Genomic DNA, 22,296 nt, shown 5'->3' with positions numbered 1-22,296 from the left:
CTCTTTGCAAATAGTAAGGGCCTTGGCTTGTATACTTTGTTGCCGATTCTTGATTTAGAATGACTAGATCTTTAAATCGCCGCCGCGTCTACAAACCAAATCAGTCTCGCTGAACCTAGCATATCGAGGTTACTTGGGTATATTAAACGAAAAGAGGCAGCATTCAGCTACCTCTCTTTCTATTCCCAGTAATGCCGTTTTGGTTGCGCTACACTAACTCACCCGCGCCTTGCACCGAGCGTTCACTGTTCTCAACAAGGAAGACTGTGGCAGTTTGTTTAAGTGCTTCCCATTCTCCGTCTTCAACAAAGATACCCTCTTCCCACGACGTTTTCTGTGCACGATTCAGTTCATCTCCATCAATATGAATTGCGTAACCTTGTGAACTTGCTTCGATATCAAAATCCGTTACGGCAAGCTCTATCGTCATACTGTGATAATCGGTACTGTTGTCTTCAATCTGATCAGAAAAGAATACCTCTGGTGCAATCCGCCCACGGTTTAACACATACAAGGTTCGCTTTGGGCTAGTGCCATTAACCCACTGAGCACGGCATGCAATGCCTTTGGCAGATAGCCTAACTAGCTCACTAAATGCTAGCCAACGATTGTGGCATTGTTTCAGTGTGATCGTAACGCTCTTGCTGCTGACCATTTTCTCAAGCGCAAAATCCAACACCGCAGGTAAATGACAGGCAATACTGCCATTGTGTAGCTCGACTTCGATATGAGAGTCGGTGTTACTCGTAATGCTAACCGCACAATCTGAATCTAAGTTGAGAAACAGGCTGGCGTTGTTGAAGTGACGCACGCCGTGCAAACCCACCATTTGCAGATCCGCAACCATATTGGCAATCACATCGGCTTCACCGCAATGACGGCGCATACCAAGAAAAGCTTTGTTTACTGCTGCTACCAGCTCGTTATGCGAAACGATCATAATGCAAAACCTCCAGTGATTTTTTGATTGTCGCTTTGCGCGATTTCTTCACGCTCTGGCATGGTTGGGAAAATCCACGTATCGCTGAAACGCGGGTCCTGAATCTCATCAAGCAATGGTGCGCCTTGGAAAAAGGTCACGCGCACCCATCGGTCTGAACGCGGATCAAACTTAGTCGCACCAAAGATTGCTAACTTACAGCGTAGTAGATGCATCGGCAGTGCGTCTTCACGTAGTACATTCATCTGGATATCGCCCATTTCTCGATTGCCGAGCGTCCATACACGACGAGTGATTGCACGATACTGCGGATGCTGCAGTAAGAACTCCGCCAACGATGTTTCTGGGTGGCACGTTTGCAGCGCATGGTAGAGGCGGTTTACTTGTCGCCCTATATCGAGTGGCAACTCACGTTCTTCACCGATTTCTTCCCCACGAATGCCTAGTCTCGGTTCTTCTTTGTCTTGTGAGCGATACCAGAACCAATAGTTGTTCTCTGGTAACGTGTAGTCGGCATCGATTGACCAACGGTATTTGCTCTCTAGTATTTGCGAAACATCTTGAACGCTTTTTCCACCAGGAATAGAGAGTGACTCATCGGTGTTCATTTGGTTTTCAAATTCATCAACCAAAGACGGGTAAAGCTCGATCAAACATGAAGTTAGGATTTCTTGGGCTTCCAAACTCATGGTTGTGGTTTGTTTGATCAAGCTTGCCCAATTTGAGTGCTCTGCCATCAAAGCATTTAAGTTAATTTGTAGCGCTTGGAGATCAGCAATCGCTTGATGATTAAGCTGATCTTGATGTTCATTGATTGTTATCACTTGCTCTAAGTGTCGCTGTGCTTTTTTAAGCAGGGCTTTTAACGGCAGCTCTAACTCGATAGATTCACATGGCATGGCAAGCACATTGGCAATAGCACGCTCACGTGATGTCATCCATTGGTCGACAATACATGGATGGTTGATTAAATATGGCGCCATACCCAAACCAGTTGCATTCCCCACACCAAGATAGCGCTGCAGGCCTTTGTGAAGTGCAACTGCATTATCTCCGCCTTTTTTCGCAGCAAGGTAATGAACCCAATCTAAACTGAATTCACGCAGCATATAAACGGCACACATTTGTGCACTGAACGATTGGTTGAAATCAGGGTTGTTCTCCAGCAGTTTAAAATCGGCAATACCAAATTTACCGTTACCATAAACGGCGGTGGTTCTTAGGATGTAACCCACTTCTGCCAGTTCCGAAGGCTCTGGCTGCTCACCTTTAGAAAGCGCATTCACAATGTGTTCAAACACACGAACACTCTTATTCGCACGAGCAAGAACAAGCACGTTGTTTGGATTGCGCCCCGCTTCTTGCAAAGGCACATTGGCTCTAAGTTGCTCTAGCAACTCAACATTAACTTCACCTTTGACCAGCGCAAAGGTTACGTCCCATTTTTCAGCAATGACTCGGTCATTACGCTCTTCATCAGCAATTTCATCGCAAAATACAACCAAGTGATAAACGTGTTCCGGCGTCGCTAATTTGTAAATTACATGACCAAAACCGCGTGGACACAATTGCCACTCATGTTTGTTCACTCGCCATTCCTGACTCGCCATTTTTCGGATCAAGCTTCGCACAAAGCTGATTCGATTTTGGTGCATAGCCCCTAGCCTGTCTGGCGCCATCACAATTGCAGCGTTGCGAAGTGTTGCTTCAGTGTAAGTAGAACGATGTGCATCCATCTTGCTCACCACCTATTTTTTATTGTAAGAATAAGGGCTTGTGCGGGTGTGGGGAGGAATCACCCACACAAGCGCCACGTTATTGGGTTTGATCTTTTTGTTATAACCGTTGTTATAGCCCTTGCTCTTTCGCCATCTTCATAGCGATCTGCGGTGCATTCCAAAGTGACGGTAACAGAATTAATGACACTGGAACGGCTGTAATCACGATGAAGGATTGCAGGGCTGATATACCACCAGAGCCAAGTGAGATGAGAATCAACGCCGTGATACCCATAGCCACGCCCCAGAAAGTACGAATAATCGCATTTGGTTCTGTCTCACCACTGATCACAACACTGATGGTGTACGTCATTGAGTCACCGGTAGTGACGATGAAGATCGTGGTCAAAATCAAGAACAAGATTGAAACAAGTAGTGGCATTGGCAGTTGTTGAGTCACTGCGAGTAACGCGCCCGGTAAATTGAAGCCTTCAAATGCTGCACTCACACTGCCTGGGTTCGCAATTTCAAACGCTAAGCCAGAACCACCAACAATGGTGAACCAAAAACATGTAGTAAGCGGAGCAACAATGCTGATCGTCGAGATAATTTGACGAATACTGCGACCACGAGAGATACGTGCAATGAAGATTGCCATCATCGGTCCGTAGCCCAAGAACCAGCCCCAGAAAAATACTGTCCACCAGCTCAACCAACCTTCATCACCACGGTAAGTTGCCATTGGGATAAAGTTATCCAGCATGGTACCTACGCCTTGAATATAACCATTGAAGATAAAATCTGTTGGACCAAATAGAAGGATATAAACCATCAACACCAACGCGAGAATCACGTTGTATCGGCTCAGCATTTGCATGCCGCGGTTTAAGCCACTTAAAGCTGATACGGTGTACAACACAATCGCAAATAAGATGATGACCAACTGTGTGGTAAAGCCATCAGGGATATCAAACAATGCATTTAACGCGTAGCTAACCTGTAAACCTAGGAACCCAATCGGTCCAATGGTTCCAGCCGCTACGGCGATGATGCAACATGCGTCAATCAGCGCACCCGTTTGACCTTTTAGCGCTCGCTCACCCAGCACTGGATAAAGCAAGATGCGAGGTTTTAACGGCAGTCCTTTATCGTAGTGTAAATGCATGACCACGATAGACGTTAAGCTGCCAACAATAGCCCACGCGAGAAAACCCCAGTGCATAAACGACTGTGACAACGCATTAATGGCACCTTGCTGAGGATTGTCTTGCGGACCATACAAAGGTGGAGGACTCACGTAGTGCGCGATAGGCTCTGCCGCCGCCCAAAATACGCCGCCGCCAGCTAAAAGCGTACAGAAGATGATTGCCATCCAACGAAAACCATCCATTTCAGGCTTCGTTGTTCCGCCTAAAATCACCTTGCCTGTTCGCCCTGCAGCCAAGCCAAGACCAATAAGAAAAGTGAGAAGAAGCAGTATCTGCCAGTACGGGCCGAAGACTTTTACTGACCACGCAAATCCCGTATTAACTAACGTTGATAGCAACTCTCCATCGTAAAGCGCGATAGCTACGAACAAGGCAATAAAGCCACCGCTATACCAAAGTGCCGGGTTACTTAACCCTAACTTATCCGGTGAATTTTCCGTTGCTGAAGTGTCGTTGTGTTTTGCTTGTTGCTTCTTTGATGACACGCTCATCGTTGAAGCTTTCATGCTATTGGTTAGATCAGACATACTCTGACTCCAGAGGTTTATTGCAGCTGCCATAACGGCTACAAAAAGTGACTTTAACACTCGCCTTGTTATTATTTTTTGAGCGAGCTATTCCATGTTTATTTGGGTTACGACCTAGCTCGCCTCCAGCCCTTCTTTAAGGAAGTTAAACCAGTTCTCACCCAGGATTTTTCCTGCCTCGGATTCACTGAATCCATGATGCATTAAGCCGTTGTAAATGTTCTCCATCCCTTTACTGCCACTAAACCAAGGCAAAGCATCAGGCCACCCCGCATTACTAGCGGAGCCTTCACCAAAGTCCATTGCTTTGGACCAACGACCGTTGCGCATCCACTCAAGCACTTGCTGTGGTTGGTTTAAACAAAGATCACTGCCGATGCCTAAATGATCCACACCGAACTGATCGGCAGTTTTCGCGACCATTTGGCAGAAATCTTCTAGCGTGCATTGGCTTCCGTTTGGAAGATGGAATGGGTAAAGACTAAAGCCAATCAAGCCGCCACGTTCGGTGAGCGCTTTAATGACCTTGTTCGATTTGTTGCGCAGAGCATCATGAGCAAACGTTGGGTTCGCGTGACTAATACAAATGGGACGTGAAGAAAGGTCAATCGCTTCCAACGTTGAGCGCTCTGCACTGTGGGACATATCGATGATCATCCCGACACGGTTCATCTCTTCGATGGCTTGTTTACCAAAACGCGTGACACCAGAGTCGTTCTGCTCATAGCATCCTGTCGCCAGCAAGCTTTGGTTGTTATAGGTCAACTGCATAATCAGCAAACCTTGACGGCGCATGACTTCTATTAAGCCGATTTCATCGTCAATTGGAGAGCAATTCTGCGCACCAAAAAAGACGCCAACCTTACCCTCTGCTTTTGCTTTCTCGACGTCAGTCATCGAGTAAATAGGCATAATAAGGTCTGCATTTTGTTCAAATCTCAGGTTCCATTCGGCAAAGCGAGTTAAGGTCTCGCGTGCATTCTCATGATAAACAATCGTCGCATGCACAGCCGTAATACCGCTCGCCTTCAGCGTTTGGAAGTATTCTCGATCCCAATTGCAGTACTGCAATCCATCAATCACAATCCGTTGTTGGTACATAACCACTCCTTAAACGTTAATGAGCCTTTAAGGTTGGGCAGCGGAATGCTCGGCTGCCCTATTTCACTTAGTAAGGACGTTGATAAGCGGTTTTCACCACGGTGTAGAATTCTTTTGCGTATTGACCTTGCTCGCGTGGACCAAAGCTCGACTCTTTACGACCGCCAAACGGCACGTGGTAATCCGTTCCTGCGGTTGGTAGGTTGACCATGACACAGCCAGTTTGCACTTGTTGTTTGAAGATGGCGCTATTACGCAGGCTTTGTGTAATGATGCCGCCCGTCAAGCCAAAGCGAGTATCATTCGCGACAGCAATGGCTTCGTCCAAGTCAGAAACTCGAATCACACTTGCCATTGGCGCAAACACTTCTTCTTGGTTCACTTCCCAACTGTTTTGCGTATTGAGGAAAAGGGTTGGCGACATGTAGAAACCGTCATGCTCTAAGCTCAAGCGCTCGCCTCCGAATGCTAATTCCGCACCACTTTGACGTGCTTTCTCAATCCATTCAAAGTTGGCATTCAATTGGTTTCCATCCACAACAGGTCCCATGAAAACGCCTTCTTCTAAAGCGTGACCGACTTTAAGCTCGCTCATTCGTTTGATCAGTGCTTCCACGTAAGCATCATGAATTCCATCCATGACGACTAAGCGAGAAGACGCGGTACACTTCTGACCTGCGCCAGAGAAAGAGCCTGCAATGGTCGCTTCAACTGCAATTTGAATGTCTGCATCATCAGCAACCACAAGTGCGTTCTTACTGCCCATTTCTAGCTGGCAGCGCACAAAATTCGGTGCCGTTGCTGCCGCTACTTTACGTCCGGTATCAACAGAGCCAGTAAAGCTCACACCATTTACATCTTTCGAGTTGATAAGCGTGTTACCCACTTGCGAGCCACTGCCCAACACAAGGTTGAACGTGCCTGCTGGTAATCCTTGACGATGAATAATCTCAGTCAGTGCAACCGCACTAGCAGGTGTTAGGTTAGCGGGCTTCCATACTACGCTGTTGCCGAACGCAAGCGCTGGCGCGATTTTCCATGCAGCCGTAGCGGTTGGGAAGTTCCAAGGAGAGATGATGGCGATAACGCCGACGGCTTCACGAGTGACCTCAACGGAAACGCCTGGACGGACAGAAGCTGCGTTATCGCCAATTTGACGCAGCACTTCCGCCGCGAAATATTGGAAGAATTGACCAGCACGGTAGATTTCACCGCGACCTTCAGCAAAAGGCTTGCCTTCTTCACGTGAAAGCAGCGTACCAAGCTCATCACAACGAGCAATCAGCTCATCACCAATCGCCTGCAAAACCGCTTGTTTGCGCTCAATCGGCGTTTTTTCCCACTCTGGCTGCGCAACTTTCGCGGCTTGAATGGCTTGTTCTACTTGACCTTCACTCGCCTGAGCAAAATCGCCTAAACTCTCACTGATGTCTGAAGGGTTAATGTTCGCAACCGTATTAATACCAGATTGCCATTCGCCTGCAATGTAGAGAGATTTCTCTGCTTGAACATTATTGATAAAAGTCATTGCTCTGTCCTTATTCTTCCTGACGTCTGGTGATCGCCACCAGCTCACTGACAAAGCCCGGTGATGAGGCTTTGATTATTATTCTTTACTCTGGTTGACTCGCTGATGCGTACACCACAAACTCCACCAGCATCTCTTCACGCGCTAGTCCTGCCACAACCATAGCGGCACGATTAGGGTAAGGCGCGTCAAAATACTCAGCGTAGACTTGGTTAACCGTTTTTAAGTACTCACGATCCGTCACATAAATCAGCACTTGCAGAACAGAGTCTAAAGACTCCCCTGCACACTCCAGCGTGTGAACGAGATTATTAAAGGTTTGACGAGTTTGCGCTTCGATACCGTCTTCCACGACAGCACCAGTATCATCAATCGGGATTTGCGCGGTGTATAAAGTACCATTGTTAACAATTGCCCATTCAAGCGGCGCTTTAGAGGCAAACAATGCAGTTTTGACTGGGTATTTTTTCGTAGAAGTATTCACGTGCCTTTCAACCTTTGTAACAACCTTGTTTCAAGATAGTTAAATACTGCACATTGACAGGCGATAAATCGAGCGGTAAATTTTTTACATTTGATAAGAAAAATCTATCACCTTATTAAAACTAAGGTAAATAAAGGGATTGCAGAGGTTTCGCCGTGAGTATCAAGCTTCAACAATTAAAGCATTTTGTGATGGTGGTCGAGGAAGGTGGCTTTCGAGCCGCTTCACATAGAGCAAATCGCTCTCAAGCAGCACTGTCGACATCCATAAAAGAACTAGAAAAGATACTTGGTCAGAGCCTATTTGAATCTGGAAATAAATCCAAACTCACACCTTTCGGCGAGATCTGCCTGCCTAAGATCATTCAGTTTCTCAACATCTATAACGCACTGGATAATGACTTGAAAGCCGCCGCCGCAGGGCAGCAAGGGCGGGTACGCATCGCCAGCGTTCCTTCTGTTGCTGCCAAGCTGATTCCCAGTGTGCTCGGCGCATTCTGTGAACGATACCCGAATGTAGAAGTCAGCCTAATTGATGATAACGCCGCTGGCGTCGAAGCGCGTTTGTTATCAGGCGAAGTGGATTTAGCGTTGGGTAACCCATCACACTTGGACGAAGGCGGTATCGAGTTTACCCCGTTAATCTCTGACCCCATTGGTGTGGTGTGTTTGAAGGATAACCCTATCGCTCAGCATCCGGAAGGCATTGGGTGGCAAACGCTGTTAGAGCAACCTTTTATTCGCAACGGAACTTGCACCCTACTCGATCCCACTCCTGCGCGCGCGTTAAGTGAACAAGCTTTGTATTCTGTTGAAAACATCACGTCTTTGTTCTCAGTCCTTGAGCTCGGTATTGGTGTCACCACCTTGCCAAAGTTAGCGTTCCCAACCAATGAAACTCGATTAGTTTGGATTCCGCTTATTGATCCACCTTTGAAAAGGCAGGTGGGAATCTTTACCTTAACGGACCGAACAATATCGCCTCAAGCTAAAGCTTTCCATGAGCTGTGCATTCAATACTTAAACTACCAAGGGAATGAGGAGTAACAGTATCGATAAAATCGTTACTCGCCTCTCTCCAAGACGAAAAAAAGCCCTTTCCAACCGGAAAGGGCTTTGACTTAGTTCCCAAAAATTTTGCCGTTTTACAGCAGTTCCACCGACTGTTGAGCGATAACCCACTCTTCATTGGTAGGAATAACTAGCGCTTTCGCACCAAGTAACTCAGATGTAGCAACAACACCTGCGTTACCAAATCGTGCATCTTCATTACCTTTCACATCTTCAACAAAACCTAGAAGTTTTAGGTTGTTTAGGATTTCGCGACGAATTGGCATAGAGTTTTCGCCAATACCGCCAGTGAAGATGATGCCGTCGAATGAATCAAGAGCAGCAAGGTAAGACGCGATGTATTTAGACACACGGTATGTGAATACTTGGAATGCTAGAGCAGCGCCTTCGTGACCTTCTTCCATCGCTTCCAAAATACCGCGTGCATCGCTTGTTAGACCAGAAACACCTAAGAAGCCAGAAGCTTTGTTCAATGAGTTGAACACTTTCTCTTGAGACCAACCTTTCTTCAGTAGGTACTCAATGATGCCTGGGTCAAGGTCACCACAACGTGTACCCATCATTAGACCAGACAGTGGCGTGAAACCCATAGACGTATCTACAGATTCGCCGTTGTTGATTGCACAAACAGAAGCACCGTTACCAAGGTGAACAGAGATGAAGCTCGATTCTTCAACCGGCTTGTTAATCATCTTCGCGGCTTCGCGACTTACAAAGTAGTGGCTAGTGCCGTGGAAACCGTAACGACGGATGCCGAAGTCCGAGTAAAGCTCTTTCGCAATTGCACCAGTGTAAGCTTTTGCAGGCATTGTTTGGTGGAAAGCAGTATCAAACACAGCAAACTGAGGTAGCTCAGGGAATGCCGCCATTGAAGCACGCATACCAATCGCATGAGCAAGGTTATGTAGAGGAGCCAAATCACTTAGCGCTTCTACGTCTGCAATAACAGACTCATCTAAACGGACTGTTTTGGTAAACTTCTCACCGCCGTGAACCACTCGGTGACCAACAGCAACAACATCTTCAATTAATTTGTACTCTTTTACTAACTCAACTAGTTTTGCTACTGCAAGTTGATGGTGATTCTCATCGCCTTGAATAGCGTACTCAAATTTCTCACCGTTGAATTTCCAGCTCATACGAGCGTCTGATAGACCAAAGCATTCGCCCAGACCACTTAGCACAGCATCGCCAGATTGAGAGTCGATTACTGCAAATTTTAGTGATGAGCTACCAGAGTTGATCACCAGTACAAACGAATTAGACATGAAATAGTTTCCTGTTGTGGAGCAGAGGTTGTAATTGCGCTTCCGCGCTGCGTACTTCTTGTTTGTGCTTTCTATTATTCAATAATTTTTTAATCTTTCAACTATCTTTTAGCATTACTTAATTAGTTGAACATTTTTTGTTGATCTACGACAAGTTTGAATTTTATTTGAAGACTAAAAAATATGTGTTGTTACAACAAATGTATGAATACTCATATTTGTACAAAACCTAAAGTATGAGCTACGTTGTTTATTGGGGAATGAAAATTAACAAACCTATCAATAGGTCAGAATGATAACGTGCCTACTTTTGCCTTTGTATTGGTCATCATAGGTCTCATGTTACTCTGCTGGGGATGGCAGATGACAAGAAATATTTGCTCGAAAACAGACGTTCCTGGTTGGATAGTTCTGTTGATTTTGATCACCGGGTTCATATTTGCTTATGCGGCTTTTCTTAACGAAATCATCCATAAACCTGCCGCTTCTTTACTCGAAACGGGAGTCGCTCTACTGTTGCTTGGCGGCAGCATATTCATCGTTTTGATGATTAAATGGAGCAACGATTCGATTTTAGAACTTCACGATATCGCTGAACGCGAGAAGCACAATGCTGTTCATGATTCATTAACTGGTCTGCCCAATCGCAAATACTGCTTGGAATCGATAGACAACCGAGTTCAACAAGGAATCCCCTTCTCTGTCATCTTATTTGATGTCGTTAACTTCAAACAAATTAACGACGCCATGGGACACTTCTGCGGTGATCAACTATTGATTCAAATCGGTCAAAGGTTACAAGAAGAACTGGCAGGAGAAGACCGCCTCTTTCGTGTAGGCGGTGACGAATTTGTGATCCTCACTTCATGCGCTTGTGATCACACTGGCACTGAATTGATAGAAAAGTTAGACCATGCGATGGCTCAACGCTTCCATCTTGATGAGTTTCAAGTGTCATCACGTGTTGTATTCGGCTTAAGCACTTATCCGAGCGATGCAGAATCAAACGATCTTCTCATCAAATTTGCGGATATCGCCATGTATCACGCAAAACGCAATGGGCAATTGATGGCGTTCTACAATGAAGACATGAACGTTGGCGCGAAGTACCAGCTCGAAATCTCCTCACGCATCCAGTGTGCATTAGACAAAGAAGAGTTCCAGCTCTACTACCAGCCATTAATTGATGCGCGCTCTAACCTTGCTGTGGGCTTTGAAGCCGTCATCCGCTGGCGCGATAGTAATGGAAAAAATATATCCCCAAATGATTTTATTCCTATTGCCGAAAGAAGTAATCAAGTGCATAGCATCACCATGTGGGTGCTCAACCAAGTTGAAAAAGATTTGCACACTATGAGCGAACAAGGAATAAACCTACCTGTACACGTTAACTTATCGGCTAAGGATCTCTCTTCTAACCGCTTGTTTTCTAGACTAGATAAGATGCTGTCAGACAATCCGCACTTCGCCGATATGATCAGTCTTGAAATCACAGAGACCATGGCTATTGACAGAGTTCGGGAACTCAACCCTCTCATTCACCAAATCAAAGGACTGGGTATAAAAATCAGCTTGGATGATTTTGGTACAGGCTACTCTTCCTTGTCTTTACTGCGCGACTTGCCTGTCGATCAAATTAAGATTGACCGCTCTTTCCTTTGTACAGCAAGTAAGACTGAAGGCACTCGTTCGATTGTGGAGAACACCATTGCGCTCGCACACGGTCTTGGGTATTCAGTGGTTGCAGAGGGAGTCCAAGACATGGATACGCTTCACTTCTTACGTAGTCGAGGCTGTGACATCATCCAAGGTTACTTATTCTGCCCTGCACTACCGTTAAACGAAGTGATAAGTTGGGTAAACACCCATGACGAAGAGCAAAGCCGCATTCGACGCGCATAAAAAAACCGAGCACTTAGCTCGGTTTTTAAATTTATCTAGTGATTAAGCAATTATGCTTCTTGTGAGCGACGACCACGGCCGTGACCACGTTCACCACGGTGTGCACCACGGTGGTCACCACCACGGTTGCGATCGAAACGACGTTCGCCACCTTCACGGTTACCATCGCGGTTGCCGTCACGGTTACCACGGAAGCCACCTTCGCGACGACCGCCTTCACGACGACCACCTTCGCGGTTACCATCACGGTTGCCACGGTAACCGCCGCCATCACGACGACCGCCATCGCGACGACCACCGTCACGGCGACCACCACGAGACTCACGGAAGTCATCAAAGTCACATACTACAGCACCAACATCTTGTTGACGGATACGTAGCTTGCTTAGCTTGTTCGCAGCATCTGAAGTCATTGCTTTAGGTAGCTGAACGAATGTGTGACCTTGTGCTAGCTTGATTGCACCGATAGAGCCTTTACCTAGACCTAGTTCGTTTGCAAGAGCACCAACGATGTCTTTAACTTGAACGCCTTGCTCGCGACCAACTTGAAGCTGGTAAGTATCCCAGTCTTGGTTGTTGAAGTTGCGACCACCGTCACGACCACCTTCACGGCGCTCTTTACGACGTTGCTTGTCACGTTCAATCGCTTCAATCATTGGGTCTTCGCCAATGTAGAATAGCGGGCGTTTACCTTGCTGACGCTTAAGAAGCATTGCAGCAAGCATTGTTGGGTCGATTTCTAGAGAAGTTTGTAGCTTCTCAACAAGCTCTGCGAACTTGTCTAGAGCTTTGTGCTCTTTCTCTGCTTCCAGTTCAGCCGCTAGCTTGTTTAGACGAGCTTCTGCAACTTGGTCACGTAGAGGAAGTTGGATTTCTTCCATAGATGACTTAGTTACGCGCTCGATAGTGCGAAGCATACGGATTTGGTTAGTGCGAACTAGAAGGATCGCTTTACCTTTACGTCCAGCACGACCAGTACGACCGATACGGTGGATGTAAGACTCAACATCGAATGGGATGTCGTAGTTAAATACGTGAGTAATACGTGGAACATCAAGACCACGTGCAACAACGTCAGTTGCAACTAGGATATCGATAACACCTTGTTTGATGTGATCAACAGTACGTTCACGTAGAGACTGAGGAATGTCACCGTGTAGTGCAGCAGCTTTAAAGCCACGTGCAGATAGCCAATCAGCTAGACGCTCAGTGTCTTGACGAGTACGTACGAATACGATTGACGCGTCAGTTTCTTCAGTTTCAAGAAGACGAGACATAGCTTCATCTTTCTCTACACCCTTCACTACCCAGAACTGTTGTTGAACTTTGTCTACAGTGTGGTTTTTACCAGCAACGTCGATAGTTACAGGATCGCGTAGGAAACGCTCAACAATGTTTTTAAGCATTGGAGGCATAGTTGCAGAGAAAAGAACGCGCTGTGCAGATTCTGGAGCGTGCTCCATGATTGCAGTTACGTCGTCCACGAAACCCATGTTTAGCATTTCGTCCGCTTCATCAAGTACGAAAGTGCTAACTTCGTCTAGATGCAGACGTTCACGGTTGATAAGGTCTTGTACACGACCAGGAGTACCAACTACTACGTGTGCACCGTTTTTAAGTGCACGCATTTGATCTACGATAGATGCACCACCGTAGATTTCTAAAACTTTAAGACCCTTGATGTTTTTACCAAGGTTCTTCATCTCAGCCGCAACCTGAATCGCTAGCTCACGTGTTGGAGCAAGTACGATTGCTTGTGGTTTACGTTGGTCAAGATCAAGCTTGTTTAGAAGAGGCAGAGAGAATGCTGCCGTTTTACCTGTACCCGTCTGTGCTTTACCCAGCGCGTCAGCACCTTCCAACAGGTGTGGGATTGCCGCAGCCTGAATTGGAGTTGGTGACACGAAACCCATTCCGTCTAGAGCAGAAAGGATAGAATCATTCAGAGATAAATCGCTGAATTGAATAACAGAATCTTGCATTGGGATCCTACTTAATTAAACAAAAAAACAGTCCCATATGCTCTTCCAATTCGATACTGATCCATCCAATTACTAAATCCGTTCAGACAGGAGCTAGTACAGTACACAACCGCGATAAGCCATTAGGGACGACTAAGGGAGGCGGATTATTCCTTAAATGCATAAAAAAAGCTAGAAAAAATTGAATTACATCACAATTTATTCTCACTAATGGTATTATTCGCATAAATTTCCACCTCTCCCCCCATTCTCCGGAGAGAAAAGCACCAACAAGCTGTTCAATTCATCAATAATTCACAGCGAATTTCTGTGCTTTAGGTAGTAATAATAGTGCGCAATGATTATAGTGTGCCCAATTCCAACGGTAAGTTAAGAAAAGATGTTTCAAGATAACCCGCTATTAGCTCAGCTTAAGCAGCAAATCCAAGAAAACCTGCCTAAAAAAGAAGGCTCAATCAAAGCAACCGATAAAGGCTTTGGCTTCCTGGAAGTGGACAGCAAAACCAGCTTCTTCATCCCACCTGCGTACATGAAAAAGTGCATGCACGGCGACAAAGTCGTTGCCATCATCCGCACTGAAAACGAACGTGAAGTCGCAGAACCACAAGAACTGCTAGAACAAGCCGTAACTCGCTTTATTGGCCGAGTAAAAATGTTCAAAGGCAAGCTAAACGTAGCCCCTGATCACCCACAGCTTAAAAAGCTTTCTCTTAAAGCAAAACTAAAGAAAGGTCTAAAACCTGACGAATTTGCTGAAGGTGACTGGGTTGTCGCGCATCTTATTCGTCACCCACTTAAAGGTGATAACACTTTCTTCGTAGAAATTTCGGAGAAGATTACCGATTCAAACGACAAGATCGCGCCTTGGTGGGTAACGCTTGCTCAGAATGATCTACCAAACTCTGAGCCAGCAGGCATCGAGAACTGGGAACTGAAAGACGACGCCGATCTAGAACGCGTAGACATGACACACGTTCCTTTCGTAACTATCGATGGTGAATCAACCAAAGATATGGACGATGCACTTTACGCGAAGAAAACAGAATCTGGTGATTTCGAACTGACTATCGCAATCGCAGACCCAACAGCGTACATCACACCTGAAGATGATATGGATAAAGTGGCGCGTGAACGTGGCTACACTATCTACTTACCAGGTCGTAACATCCCAATGCTACCTCGTGATCTAGCGGACAACCTATGTTCTCTAATTGAAGGGGAAATCCGCCCTGCTATCTGCTGCACAGTGACAGTAAATAAAGAAGGCGTGATTGGTGATGACATCAACTTCTTTGCAGCGAACATTAAATCACACGCTCGTCTAGCTTACGATCACGTATCAGACTGGCTAGAAAACGGCAGTTCAGACGTATGGCAACCGTCGGAAGAGATCGCGACTATCGTACGCGACCTATTCGACTTCTCTCGCGCTCGTGCTGAATGGCGTGAAAAGAATGCCGTGGTATTCCCAGATCGCCCTGACTACCGCTTCGAGCTAAGCGAAGACAACGACGTTGTTGCAATCCATGCTGACATGCGTCGCAGCGCAAACCGCCTAGTTGAAGAATCTATGATCACGGCAAACATCTGTGCGGGTCGTACGCTACGTGAAAAGTTCGAAACGGGTGTATTCAATACGCATGCTGGCTTCAAAGCTGAGAAGATTGAAGAAGTAGTTGAACTGGTAAACCCAGAAGGCGCACTAGAGTTCACTGCTGAATCTATCGCGACACTAGAAGGCTTCGCAGCGCTTCGCCGTTGGTTGGGTGAGCAAGAGACTTCTTACCTAGATAACCGTATCCGTAAGTTCCAAACGTACAGCGAAGTGGGCAATCAACCTCTTCCTCACTACGCAATGGGTCTTGATATCTACGCAACTTGGACTTCACCAATTCGTAAATACGGTGACATGATCAACCACCGCATGCTGAAAGCTGTGATTTTGAAGAAAGAACCGGTTCAAAAGCCAGACGATGAAGTGGGCGAAGAGCTAGCTCTACACCGTAAACACCACAAAATTGCCGAGCGAAACGTGTCTGATTGGCTATACGCACGCACTCTTGCAGACGAGCCGAACAAGCAAACGTGTTTCACAGGTGAGATTTTCGATATTAATCGTGCCGGAGCACGTGTTCGACTTCTCGAAAATGGTGCAGCAGCCTTTATTCCTGGTAGCTTGATTCTTGATAATAAAGAAAGAATTGAGTGTAACGGCGACAACGGTACCATTTCTATCGATAAAGAAGTGGTATACAAGTTAGGTGATACATTGGAAATCGTTCTAGCAGACGTGAACCAAGAGAACCGCAGCATCGTTGCAAAGCCGACCCAGGTATTCGCTGATAAACCAGCGCCACAAACAGAAGAAACTGTGAGTGAATAATACCGATTGAAGTTTAAAGGCGCTCAATGGAGCGCCTTTTTTATATGTCATGCAAAAAGATAAGAACGAATATGCCGAACATTGAGATCATTCGCTTTAATCACTTCACTGCCCGCAAAAGTGAACGCTACACCGCCACTCACAATGGCTTATATGTTGTTGAAGAAGGCTCGCTCATCATTAACCAACCAAGTGGTGAGCAAATTGAATTAAATGCAGGAGACTTCACTCTATATAATTCTGCAGACCTACGCAGTGCTGAAGCTAAGCCTGGAGTGTTTAAAGCACTCGCGCTTGTGTTTGATATTGGCTTGTTTAGCGAGTTTAAATCTACGCATCCAGGCGTACAGTCAGAGACAGAAGAGCGTCGCTTCTACCCTTTCTCTTCAGAAAGCCAATCATCAATTGTAAAGCTTAAAGACACGTTAATTCAGTTAGCAGACAATAAAGCGCCGCAATACGCCCAGGGTCATATTGCGCTTTCCTTGTTATCACTGATGGTTGAAGTACAGCCGGACATCTTATCGATCATTGATGACGCAAGCAGTCTCACTGCCTCTCAGAAGGCGATTAAGTACATTGAAAAGAACATCGAGAAAGACATCACGTTGGAAGCGCTAGCAACACACATGAGCATGTCTATCGCGACATTGAAACGCAGACTGGCAGCAGAAAACCTTTCGTTTTCGCACATTTTGAAGGTGAAACGCATCAACCACGCAGCAACACAACTGCGAGTGTCACAAAAGTCGATTACTCAAATTGCATTTGAATCCGGCTTTAAGAGCGCCGCACACTTTAGTACTGCGTTTAAATCGATTTATAGCATTACACCAAAAGAATTTCGTAGCCAAATCGCAAAGTAACGCTTGATACGTTACGCATTAGCAGATAGAGAACCTGTTAATCCCAGAAACACGCTTGAGGATCGCTTTCTAATTCGGCGAGAAGCACCTCAAGCGTCTCACTACTTGGTAGCTTTTCATAAGGCACCCACATCAACTCCTCTCCACGATATGTAGGCACATAGAAACACCAAAGTTGAGTGTTGGCATCAAATAGAATTTTAGCGATGGGAGACGTGTATTCACTGTGTTGTGAATCAAGTAAGAAGTGTGCGTGATAAAGCTCTACACCGTTCTCTATGGGCTCGTATAAACACTTCCCTATCGCTTCTACTGGCAAATTGACATTACGCCTAGCGCAGAGCGTTTGAACCAACTTGTGCAAGCGACTGGTCGCCATTTGAGACACGGACATGAGCGTACTCCTGATATGTTGTTCTTAGTATATACCCAAGTGCCTGAGAGAGGCAGAAATCACCATCGGGGCATGCGCCCGCTCAAACCTAGAATAACACCCCATCTGATGCCGAAAAGCTAACTGTGTCACCTCTTTCGTTTCAAATCAGTAAAATCCACTCATCCTACATTACTGATAGTTATCAACTTAAAGTGAGTGCAATCGATCTTTCGCTATGGATATCAACGACCATTCACAAAAGTGTAACCTGAACGAAATATGATGAGCGCTGCTTTATACCGTATTTGGAGTTAAATATGTTACGTCTTTCTGTGGCGACCTTACTAGCCATGGCTTTGTCTCTTCCTTCTGCTATGGCAAAAGAAGTCAACATTTCAGGTTCTACCTCTGTGGCACGCGTAATGGATGTACTGGCTGAAGAATATAATAAAACGCACCCTGACGATTACATTGCAGTACAGGGCATTGGATCAAGCGCTGGTATCACTATGGTGAACAAGGGCGTAGTTGAAATTGGAATGAGCTCACGTTATCTAACAGAAAGCGAGAAAGGCGAAGATCTCAACGTATTCCCTATCGCTTATGATGGTCTTGCTGTTGTCGTTAACCGCACTAACTCTGTAACTAACCTTTCGGAACAACAACTGTTTGATATCTACAAAGGTAAAATCGACAACTGGAAACAGGTGGGTGGCTTAGACCAACCTATCGCCGTTGTAACGCGAGAAGCCTCTTCTGGCTCTCGTTATAGCTTTGAAAGCTTGCTAGGTCTCACTAAGATCATCAACGACCGTTTGGTATCAGACATCAATCCGAACAACTTGGTGGTAAACAGCAACAGTATGGTAAAAACCATTGTGAACCATAACCCACACGCTATTGGTTTTATCTCGGTAGGCTCAGTTGATCGCTCTGTAAAAGCCATTCAGTTTGAAGGTACAGACCCAACTGCGACTAACATCGCCAACCACAAGTACAAACTCGCTCGTCCATTCTTAGTTTTGTACAAAGTGGGTGGTTTAGATAAAGCAGGTAAAGACTTCGTGAAGTTTTTGAAATCGGAGCAAGGTCAAAAAGCGATTGCAGATTACGGCTACACCCCTGTAAAAAGCTTTAATCAATAAAACGCAGACACAAAAAAGAGAGCCAATTTCGGCTCTCTTTTTCGTTTGAATCTTTGAATTCGATTAGAAGTGCAATTGAATCACTGAAACAACTACAGCACCAGGTCGACGTACGCCTTCAATTTCTACTTTGATTTCACGCTCAATCTCAAGACCTTTCTTAATTGGCGTAATTTTAGTTAGCGTACTTGATGCACGTACGTTGTTGCCCGCTTTTACTGGGTAAGGGAAACGTACTTGGTTCAAACCTAGGTTCACCACTAGTTTTGCTGTTGGGAACATTGGTTTTTCTGGATCCACAGAATCTGTCAACTTAGGCAACAGCGCTAGCGTTAGGAAGCCATGTGCAATCGTTGTTTTGAATGGAGATTCAGAAGCCGCACGCTCTGGATCTGTATGAATCCATTGCATATCTTCGGTTACAGAACCAAATTGATTAATGCGCTCTTGAGATACGTGAACCCAATCACCTACATGGATCACTTCACCCACCTTCTCGCTTAGCTCATTAAATAGAACTTGCGCTTCAGGCTTTAGCACGATTGGCTCAGGTTGAGGGATCACTTCTTCGTTCACCGCTGGTTGCTGGTGATCGCGAACTTTAGAAAATAGGAAGCTGCTTTGTGCTCGACCTAAGAAGTCACTCCAGTAATCGCGTAGCGTTGGAGACATCCAATTCATAAACTCTGATTGGTGAGCAGAAATCGCACCAACTTTGTCTTTAAATAGATTCGTGACTTTCATAAAAACCCTTAGATAAATTCAGCACAACTGGCTATACCAGTTAATTTTGAATTAGTTCACAATATGTTGCAAACACTTTCGGGCGAACACATGTTTACTCAAAGTCATTTTATTCTTACTTTTCATTAAGATAGCAATAAAACACTATTTTATTAAGTAACCACAACATAAAGTAAATACTCTACAAAATACTGTAACAAGCGCCCTTTTGAGCATTCCATCAGACTTCATCCGTCTATAGGTGTGACCACAAAACAAGCAAACAGTTCTTTTTCATTAAAACAATGCTTTACAACGTTTATGCCTCCCCCTATTATACGTCCCGCAACGGAGAGATGGCTGAGTGGTTGAAAGCACCGGTCTTGAAAACCGGCATACGTTAATAGCGTATCTAGGGTTCAAATCCCTATCTCTCCGCCACTTTTAAAGATTAAACCGCTGTTTTTACAGCGGTTTTTTCACATCTAGAGCCTCGAAAATCATCTTGCACAGAAAGGTAGCACAGATGTACTTAATGAGACTTCCAAACAGCGTGTACTACACACGCATCGCCACCCCACTTTCACTGCGCAGCAGTGGTTATCCTAAAGAGTTTAAATTCTCCCTACTGACTCGTGAGAGAAAAGTTGCTTACTTAAGAAACGTCGAACAAGTTCAATTGCTTATGACATTGTTTGAGAAAGCCAAACTCACAGCTATGTGTTTCAGTGACTTCAAAGCCGAGCTTGCGGACGTTATTAATCAAGTACGTGAACGTTATAGCCATCAGCCAGAAACCACGACTAGCACCCCAAAGTTAAGTTCAGTATCACCTAAGCAGCCGTGCAAACCTCGTCCTCGATTTGGGCAAGAGGCACTTTCTGAGTTTATCGAATCCAAACAACTGGAGAATGTCACACAATTGACCATTAAGCAGCTCCAACAGCGCTGTACTGACTTTCTCAAGTACCTTTCAGCACAAGGAGCCAATCAACCTACTAATAGTCTTGCAATGGCTTACCGTGATGAATTGATACAACGTCAACTTAACCATAAAACATTAAAAGACTACCTTGCAGCTAATCGTCAGTTCTTTAACTGGTGCGTTGCCAAAGAATTGGTTAAAACGAATCCTTTTGCTGTGGTTAAGTTGCCTAAGAAAACGGCGAAGACCTCAACCCAACGCAGGCGTTGGAAAGCCATAGAGCTCAAGCGGTTGTTCTCCAGCGCATGTTACAAAAATCAGGGCGAGCAATTTGACTGGATTACCAAGATACAGATGTATCATGGTTGTCGCCCTTCTGAAGCGTGTCAGCTTCGAGTCTCTGACATTAAACTAGGAGCTTTACCTTGTATCTATTTTTCCGATAGCGGTGAAAGCCAACATCTAAAGAATGCGTTCTCCAATCGACTCATCCCACTGCATAAGAAAATACTCGACTCAGGCTTTCTCGATTATGTCGAACAACGCAAAAGACTCGGTGCCGTTCAGCTTTTCGATGTTACGCCTCGCGGGGGTGATATGGATTGGTCAAAAGACTATCGTGATGCGTTTGGGAGTGTCTTGGATGCGTCTCGCTTCAAAGCAGGACAGCGCCCTACGCCCTACTCTTTTCGGCATACGGTGATAGATGAATTACAAAAGTCAGGTGTCGCTGAACATCTCGTTGCTCAGGTCGTTGGACATAAGCATCACACCATGACCTACGGGCACTATGCGAAGCGTCTTGAGCCCCAGGAGCTGGTTGATGCAGTGAACAGCTTTGACATGAATCTTAGCTAATCGAAACACAAAAAATCGTCGCACTAAAAAGTGTGACGCAACAGCAACCCGCTGCGGTAGTGTCACACTTTTACTTCGTAAAAGATGAACACCACCTGCGGGCAAGAGAGGTGTCTCTTGACTCTCTGCCATGGGCAACCTTCGGTTGGCATGAATAGAACAGTTGTAAACACCACGTTGCCTCCCTCCAAGCTAGTTCTTTTTAGGGTACAGCACCTGGTTTTGTTGTTTCTGTTATGTCGTTCTCACCAAGCCTGTCAGAGTTCAGTACTCTAACTAAAAGTTATAAGCCTTATAACCTTGCTAGCTTATTCACCAATTATGATAAAATTAAATATTTGCAATTACTCTGTAATTGTATGTTTATTTGATGGATAAATAATGAGATACGATACTGTTAAATTAGGTTTTATAGTTGCTGCGATGATGAATATCGGGGGGGTACTGATTTTCTCTCGTGGATTTAACAACCCAGTGATTAGTGAGTTTGATCCTATGGTTATGTCAAACTTCGGCTTATTAATGATTGTTATCTGGGGATTAGCTTATCTTGGCGCTGCCTCAATCACATCTGGTGTTAAATGGTTAGCGGGCGCATTCACTATCGAGAAACTTGTATATGTGTTTGTTTGGTTACAGTGGATTCAGGGTAATAGCCTTGGTGCAGTATATGAACAAGACCTATTTGCAGGCATCTTCTACAGCATTTATGGATTAAATGACTTCGTGTTTATGTTGTTCTTCGCTTGGGTTTTTCTAACCAAACGTAAGCACTCAGAGCAATAGAATAGAGATATTAATGTCTTTAGATTGTCTTTCCTTAGACCAAAAGCTGAGATAGGAGAATCCCTACCTCAGTTCTGTCCAAATGTGCCAGTTACTCAGTCCGAAGGGTAAAGTTAGTAAGTTAGTTCAGTAAATTATTAACTTACTAACATAACAATCTAATAAATCTTGACGTTAAACCATGAAATCGGCTTTAATTTGTACTAGACAGACCAACAAATTGATTTTCTAGAATTCTAGGTAACACCTTGTAAAATAAGCAAATTTGATTTTTAGGCGTAGCGTTCAAATCCCTATCTCTCCGCCATATTTAGAAAGCTCGTTGAGAAATCAACGAGCTTTCGTCGTTTTAACATTTGGAAAATTACGGGATTTCTATATCCCTAGTCGTGTGCGCCCCCAGCACTCCGCCACATTCCAGTAAAAAGCCCGCTAAGAAATTAGCGGGCTTTTTCGTATTTCAGTGATTTAAAGGGATTAAACTAAATCCCTCCTTGAATGCAAAC

At 45.1% G+C, this 22,296-nt stretch carries 17 protein-coding genes and 1 tRNA gene; 8 read left to right on the top strand and 10 right to left on the bottom strand.

The genetic code is table 11. From position 1 onward, the window contains the following. Positions 1-208 precede the first annotated feature (208 nt). The 6 genes from MHO32_RS22395 to MHO32_RS22370 form a co-directional block, all read right to left on the bottom strand. A complete protein-coding gene (locus tag MHO32_RS22395) occupies positions 209-940 on the bottom strand; it encodes a DUF3726 domain-containing protein (protein WP_239214093.1) in 732 nt (243 codons plus the stop codon). Then, on the bottom strand, positions 937-2,676 hold the full coding sequence (locus MHO32_RS22390) for a hypothetical protein (RefSeq protein WP_239214091.1): 1,740 nt from the start codon (positions 2,674-2,676) through the stop codon (positions 937-939). The genes MHO32_RS22395 and MHO32_RS22390 overlap by 4 nt, the downstream gene beginning before the upstream one ends. 112 nt (positions 2,677-2,788) lie before the next feature. Continuing rightward, positions 2,789-4,357, bottom strand: coding sequence for a BCCT family transporter (locus MHO32_RS22385; RefSeq protein ID WP_443088424.1), 1,569 nt, complete (start codon positions 4,355-4,357; stop codon positions 2,789-2,791). 150 nt (positions 4,358-4,507) lie between these two features. Continuing rightward, positions 4,508-5,494 (bottom strand): membrane dipeptidase, encoded by a 987-nt coding sequence (locus MHO32_RS22380; RefSeq protein ID WP_239214087.1) that lies wholly within the window; start codon positions 5,492-5,494, stop codon positions 4,508-4,510. Positions 5,495-5,561: 67 nt separating this feature from the next. Next, complete coding sequence (locus MHO32_RS22375; RefSeq protein ID WP_239214085.1) at positions 5,562-7,022, bottom strand: aldehyde dehydrogenase family protein; 1,461 nt, start codon at positions 7,020-7,022, stop codon at positions 5,562-5,564. An 85-nt stretch (positions 7,023-7,107) separates the two neighbouring features. Beyond that, complete coding sequence (locus tag MHO32_RS22370; protein WP_239214083.1) at positions 7,108-7,506, bottom strand: RidA family protein; 399 nt, start codon at positions 7,504-7,506, stop codon at positions 7,108-7,110. 155 nt (positions 7,507-7,661) lie between these two features. Between MHO32_RS22370 and MHO32_RS22365 the strand changes: the two genes are divergently transcribed. Next, complete coding sequence (locus tag MHO32_RS22365; RefSeq protein ID WP_239214081.1) at positions 7,662-8,552, top strand: LysR family transcriptional regulator; 891 nt, start codon at positions 7,662-7,664, stop codon at positions 8,550-8,552. A 98-nt stretch (positions 8,553-8,650) separates the two neighbouring features. On the opposite strand, the gene MHO32_RS22360 is transcribed toward MHO32_RS22365, so the two are convergent. Then, positions 8,651-9,844, bottom strand: a complete 1,194-nt coding sequence (locus MHO32_RS22360; RefSeq protein ID WP_009696351.1) for an acetate/propionate family kinase — start codon at positions 9,842-9,844, stop codon at positions 8,651-8,653. A 363-nt stretch (positions 9,845-10,207) separates the two neighbouring features. Between MHO32_RS22360 and MHO32_RS22355 the strand changes: the two genes are divergently transcribed. Beyond that, positions 10,208-11,746: a putative bifunctional diguanylate cyclase/phosphodiesterase gene (locus tag MHO32_RS22355; protein WP_239214079.1), complete on the top strand. Its 1,539-nt coding sequence runs from the start codon at positions 10,208-10,210 to the stop codon at positions 11,744-11,746. 50 nt (positions 11,747-11,796) lie between these two features. On the opposite strand, the gene MHO32_RS22350 is transcribed toward MHO32_RS22355, so the two are convergent. Continuing rightward, on the bottom strand, positions 11,797-13,728 hold the full coding sequence (locus MHO32_RS22350) for a DEAD/DEAH box helicase (RefSeq protein ID WP_009696353.1): 1,932 nt from the start codon (positions 13,726-13,728) through the stop codon (positions 11,797-11,799). A 379-nt stretch (positions 13,729-14,107) separates the two neighbouring features. On the opposite strand from MHO32_RS22350, the gene rnb reads away from it, so the two are divergent. Next, a complete protein-coding gene (gene rnb / locus MHO32_RS22345; RefSeq protein WP_239214077.1) occupies positions 14,108-16,111 on the top strand; it encodes an exoribonuclease II in 2,004 nt (667 codons plus the stop codon). Between the two features lie 71 nt (positions 16,112-16,182). Beyond that, positions 16,183-16,977 carry an AraC family transcriptional regulator gene (locus tag MHO32_RS22340; protein WP_005452179.1) on the top strand — a complete coding sequence of 265 codons (795 nt, stop codon included), beginning with the start codon at positions 16,183-16,185 and terminating at the stop codon, positions 16,975-16,977. 37 nt (positions 16,978-17,014) lie between these two features. Here the strand turns inward: MHO32_RS22340 and MHO32_RS22335 are convergent, their stop codons facing one another. Further along, complete coding sequence (locus tag MHO32_RS22335) at positions 17,015-17,371, bottom strand: DUF3024 domain-containing protein (protein ID WP_005452180.1); 357 nt, start codon at positions 17,369-17,371, stop codon at positions 17,015-17,017. Between the two features lie 299 nt (positions 17,372-17,670). Here MHO32_RS22335 and MHO32_RS22330 point away from each other — a divergent pair, with 299 nt between their 5' ends. After that, positions 17,671-18,498 (top strand): phosphate ABC transporter substrate-binding protein, encoded by an 828-nt coding sequence (locus MHO32_RS22330; protein WP_074051391.1) that lies wholly within the window; start codon positions 17,671-17,673, stop codon positions 18,496-18,498. Positions 18,499-18,561: 63 nt separating this feature from the next. Here MHO32_RS22330 and MHO32_RS22325 read toward each other — a convergent pair whose 3' ends face one another. Continuing rightward, positions 18,562-19,242 (bottom strand): MaoC family dehydratase, encoded by a 681-nt coding sequence (locus tag MHO32_RS22325; RefSeq protein ID WP_005452183.1) that lies wholly within the window; start codon positions 19,240-19,242, stop codon positions 18,562-18,564. 329 nt (positions 19,243-19,571) lie between these two features. Between MHO32_RS22325 and MHO32_RS22320 the strand changes: the two genes are divergently transcribed. The 3 genes from MHO32_RS22320 (at position 19,572) to MHO32_RS22310 (ending at position 21,790) form a co-directional block, all read left to right on the top strand. Next, a tRNA-Ser gene (locus MHO32_RS22320) sits at positions 19,572-19,662 on the top strand. A gap of 85 nt (positions 19,663-19,747) precedes the next feature. Continuing rightward, on the top strand, positions 19,748-21,004 hold the full coding sequence (locus MHO32_RS22315) for a tyrosine-type recombinase/integrase (RefSeq protein ID WP_239214075.1): 1,257 nt from the start codon (positions 19,748-19,750) through the stop codon (positions 21,002-21,004). 381 nt (positions 21,005-21,385) lie between these two features. Beyond that, positions 21,386-21,790 (top strand): hypothetical protein, encoded by a 405-nt coding sequence (locus MHO32_RS22310; RefSeq protein WP_239214074.1) that lies wholly within the window; start codon positions 21,386-21,388, stop codon positions 21,788-21,790. Positions 21,791-22,296 lie beyond the last annotated feature (506 nt).

Origin of the sequence: Vibrio sp. MMH1-50, from assembly GCF_022347645.1 — a bacterium.
GTDB lineage: Bacteria > Pseudomonadota > Gammaproteobacteria > Enterobacterales > Vibrionaceae > Vibrio > Vibrio harveyi.
The sequence above is the reverse complement of the archived record's forward strand: the minus strand, read 5'-3'. Positions and strand labels throughout refer to the sequence as shown.

What these genes read in the sequence shown, in the direction of transcription:
- MHO32_RS22360 (WP_009696351.1), bottom strand. Translation starts at nt 9,844, where the DNA reads ATGTCTAATTCGTTTGTACTGGTGATCAACTCTGGTAGCTCATCACTA.
- rnb (WP_239214077.1), top strand. Translation starts at nt 14,108, where the DNA reads ATGTTTCAAGATAACCCGCTATTAGCTCAGCTTAAGCAGCAAATCCAA.
- MHO32_RS22310 (WP_239214074.1), top strand. Translation starts at nt 21,386, where the DNA reads ATGAGATACGATACTGTTAAATTAGGTTTTATAGTTGCTGCGATGATG.
- MHO32_RS22350 (WP_009696353.1), bottom strand. Translation starts at nt 13,728, where the DNA reads ATGCAAGATTCTGTTATTCAATTCAGCGATTTATCTCTGAATGATTCT.
- MHO32_RS22380 (WP_239214087.1), bottom strand. Translation starts at nt 5,494, where the DNA reads ATGTACCAACAACGGATTGTGATTGATGGATTGCAGTACTGCAATTGG.
- MHO32_RS22355 (WP_239214079.1), top strand. Translation starts at nt 10,208, where the DNA reads ATGACAAGAAATATTTGCTCGAAAACAGACGTTCCTGGTTGGATAGTT.
- MHO32_RS22325 (WP_005452183.1), bottom strand. Translation starts at nt 19,242, where the DNA reads ATGAAAGTCACGAATCTATTTAAAGACAAAGTTGGTGCGATTTCTGCT.
- MHO32_RS22395 (WP_239214093.1), bottom strand. Translation starts at nt 940, where the DNA reads ATGATCGTTTCGCATAACGAGCTGGTAGCAGCAGTAAACAAAGCTTTT.
- MHO32_RS22330 (WP_074051391.1), top strand. Translation starts at nt 17,671, where the DNA reads ATGTTACGTCTTTCTGTGGCGACCTTACTAGCCATGGCTTTGTCTCTT.
- MHO32_RS22315 (WP_239214075.1), top strand. Translation starts at nt 19,748, where the DNA reads ATGTACTTAATGAGACTTCCAAACAGCGTGTACTACACACGCATCGCC.
- MHO32_RS22375 (WP_239214085.1), bottom strand. Translation starts at nt 7,022, where the DNA reads ATGACTTTTATCAATAATGTTCAAGCAGAGAAATCTCTCTACATTGCA.
- MHO32_RS22335 (WP_005452180.1), bottom strand. Translation starts at nt 17,371, where the DNA reads ATGTCCGTGTCTCAAATGGCGACCAGTCGCTTGCACAAGTTGGTTCAA.
- MHO32_RS22390 (WP_239214091.1), bottom strand. Translation starts at nt 2,676, where the DNA reads ATGGATGCACATCGTTCTACTTACACTGAAGCAACACTTCGCAACGCT.
- MHO32_RS22385 (WP_443088424.1), bottom strand. Translation starts at nt 4,357, where the DNA reads ATGAGCGTGTCATCAAAGAAGCAACAAGCAAAACACAACGACACTTCA.
- MHO32_RS22340 (WP_005452179.1), top strand. Translation starts at nt 16,183, where the DNA reads ATGCCGAACATTGAGATCATTCGCTTTAATCACTTCACTGCCCGCAAA.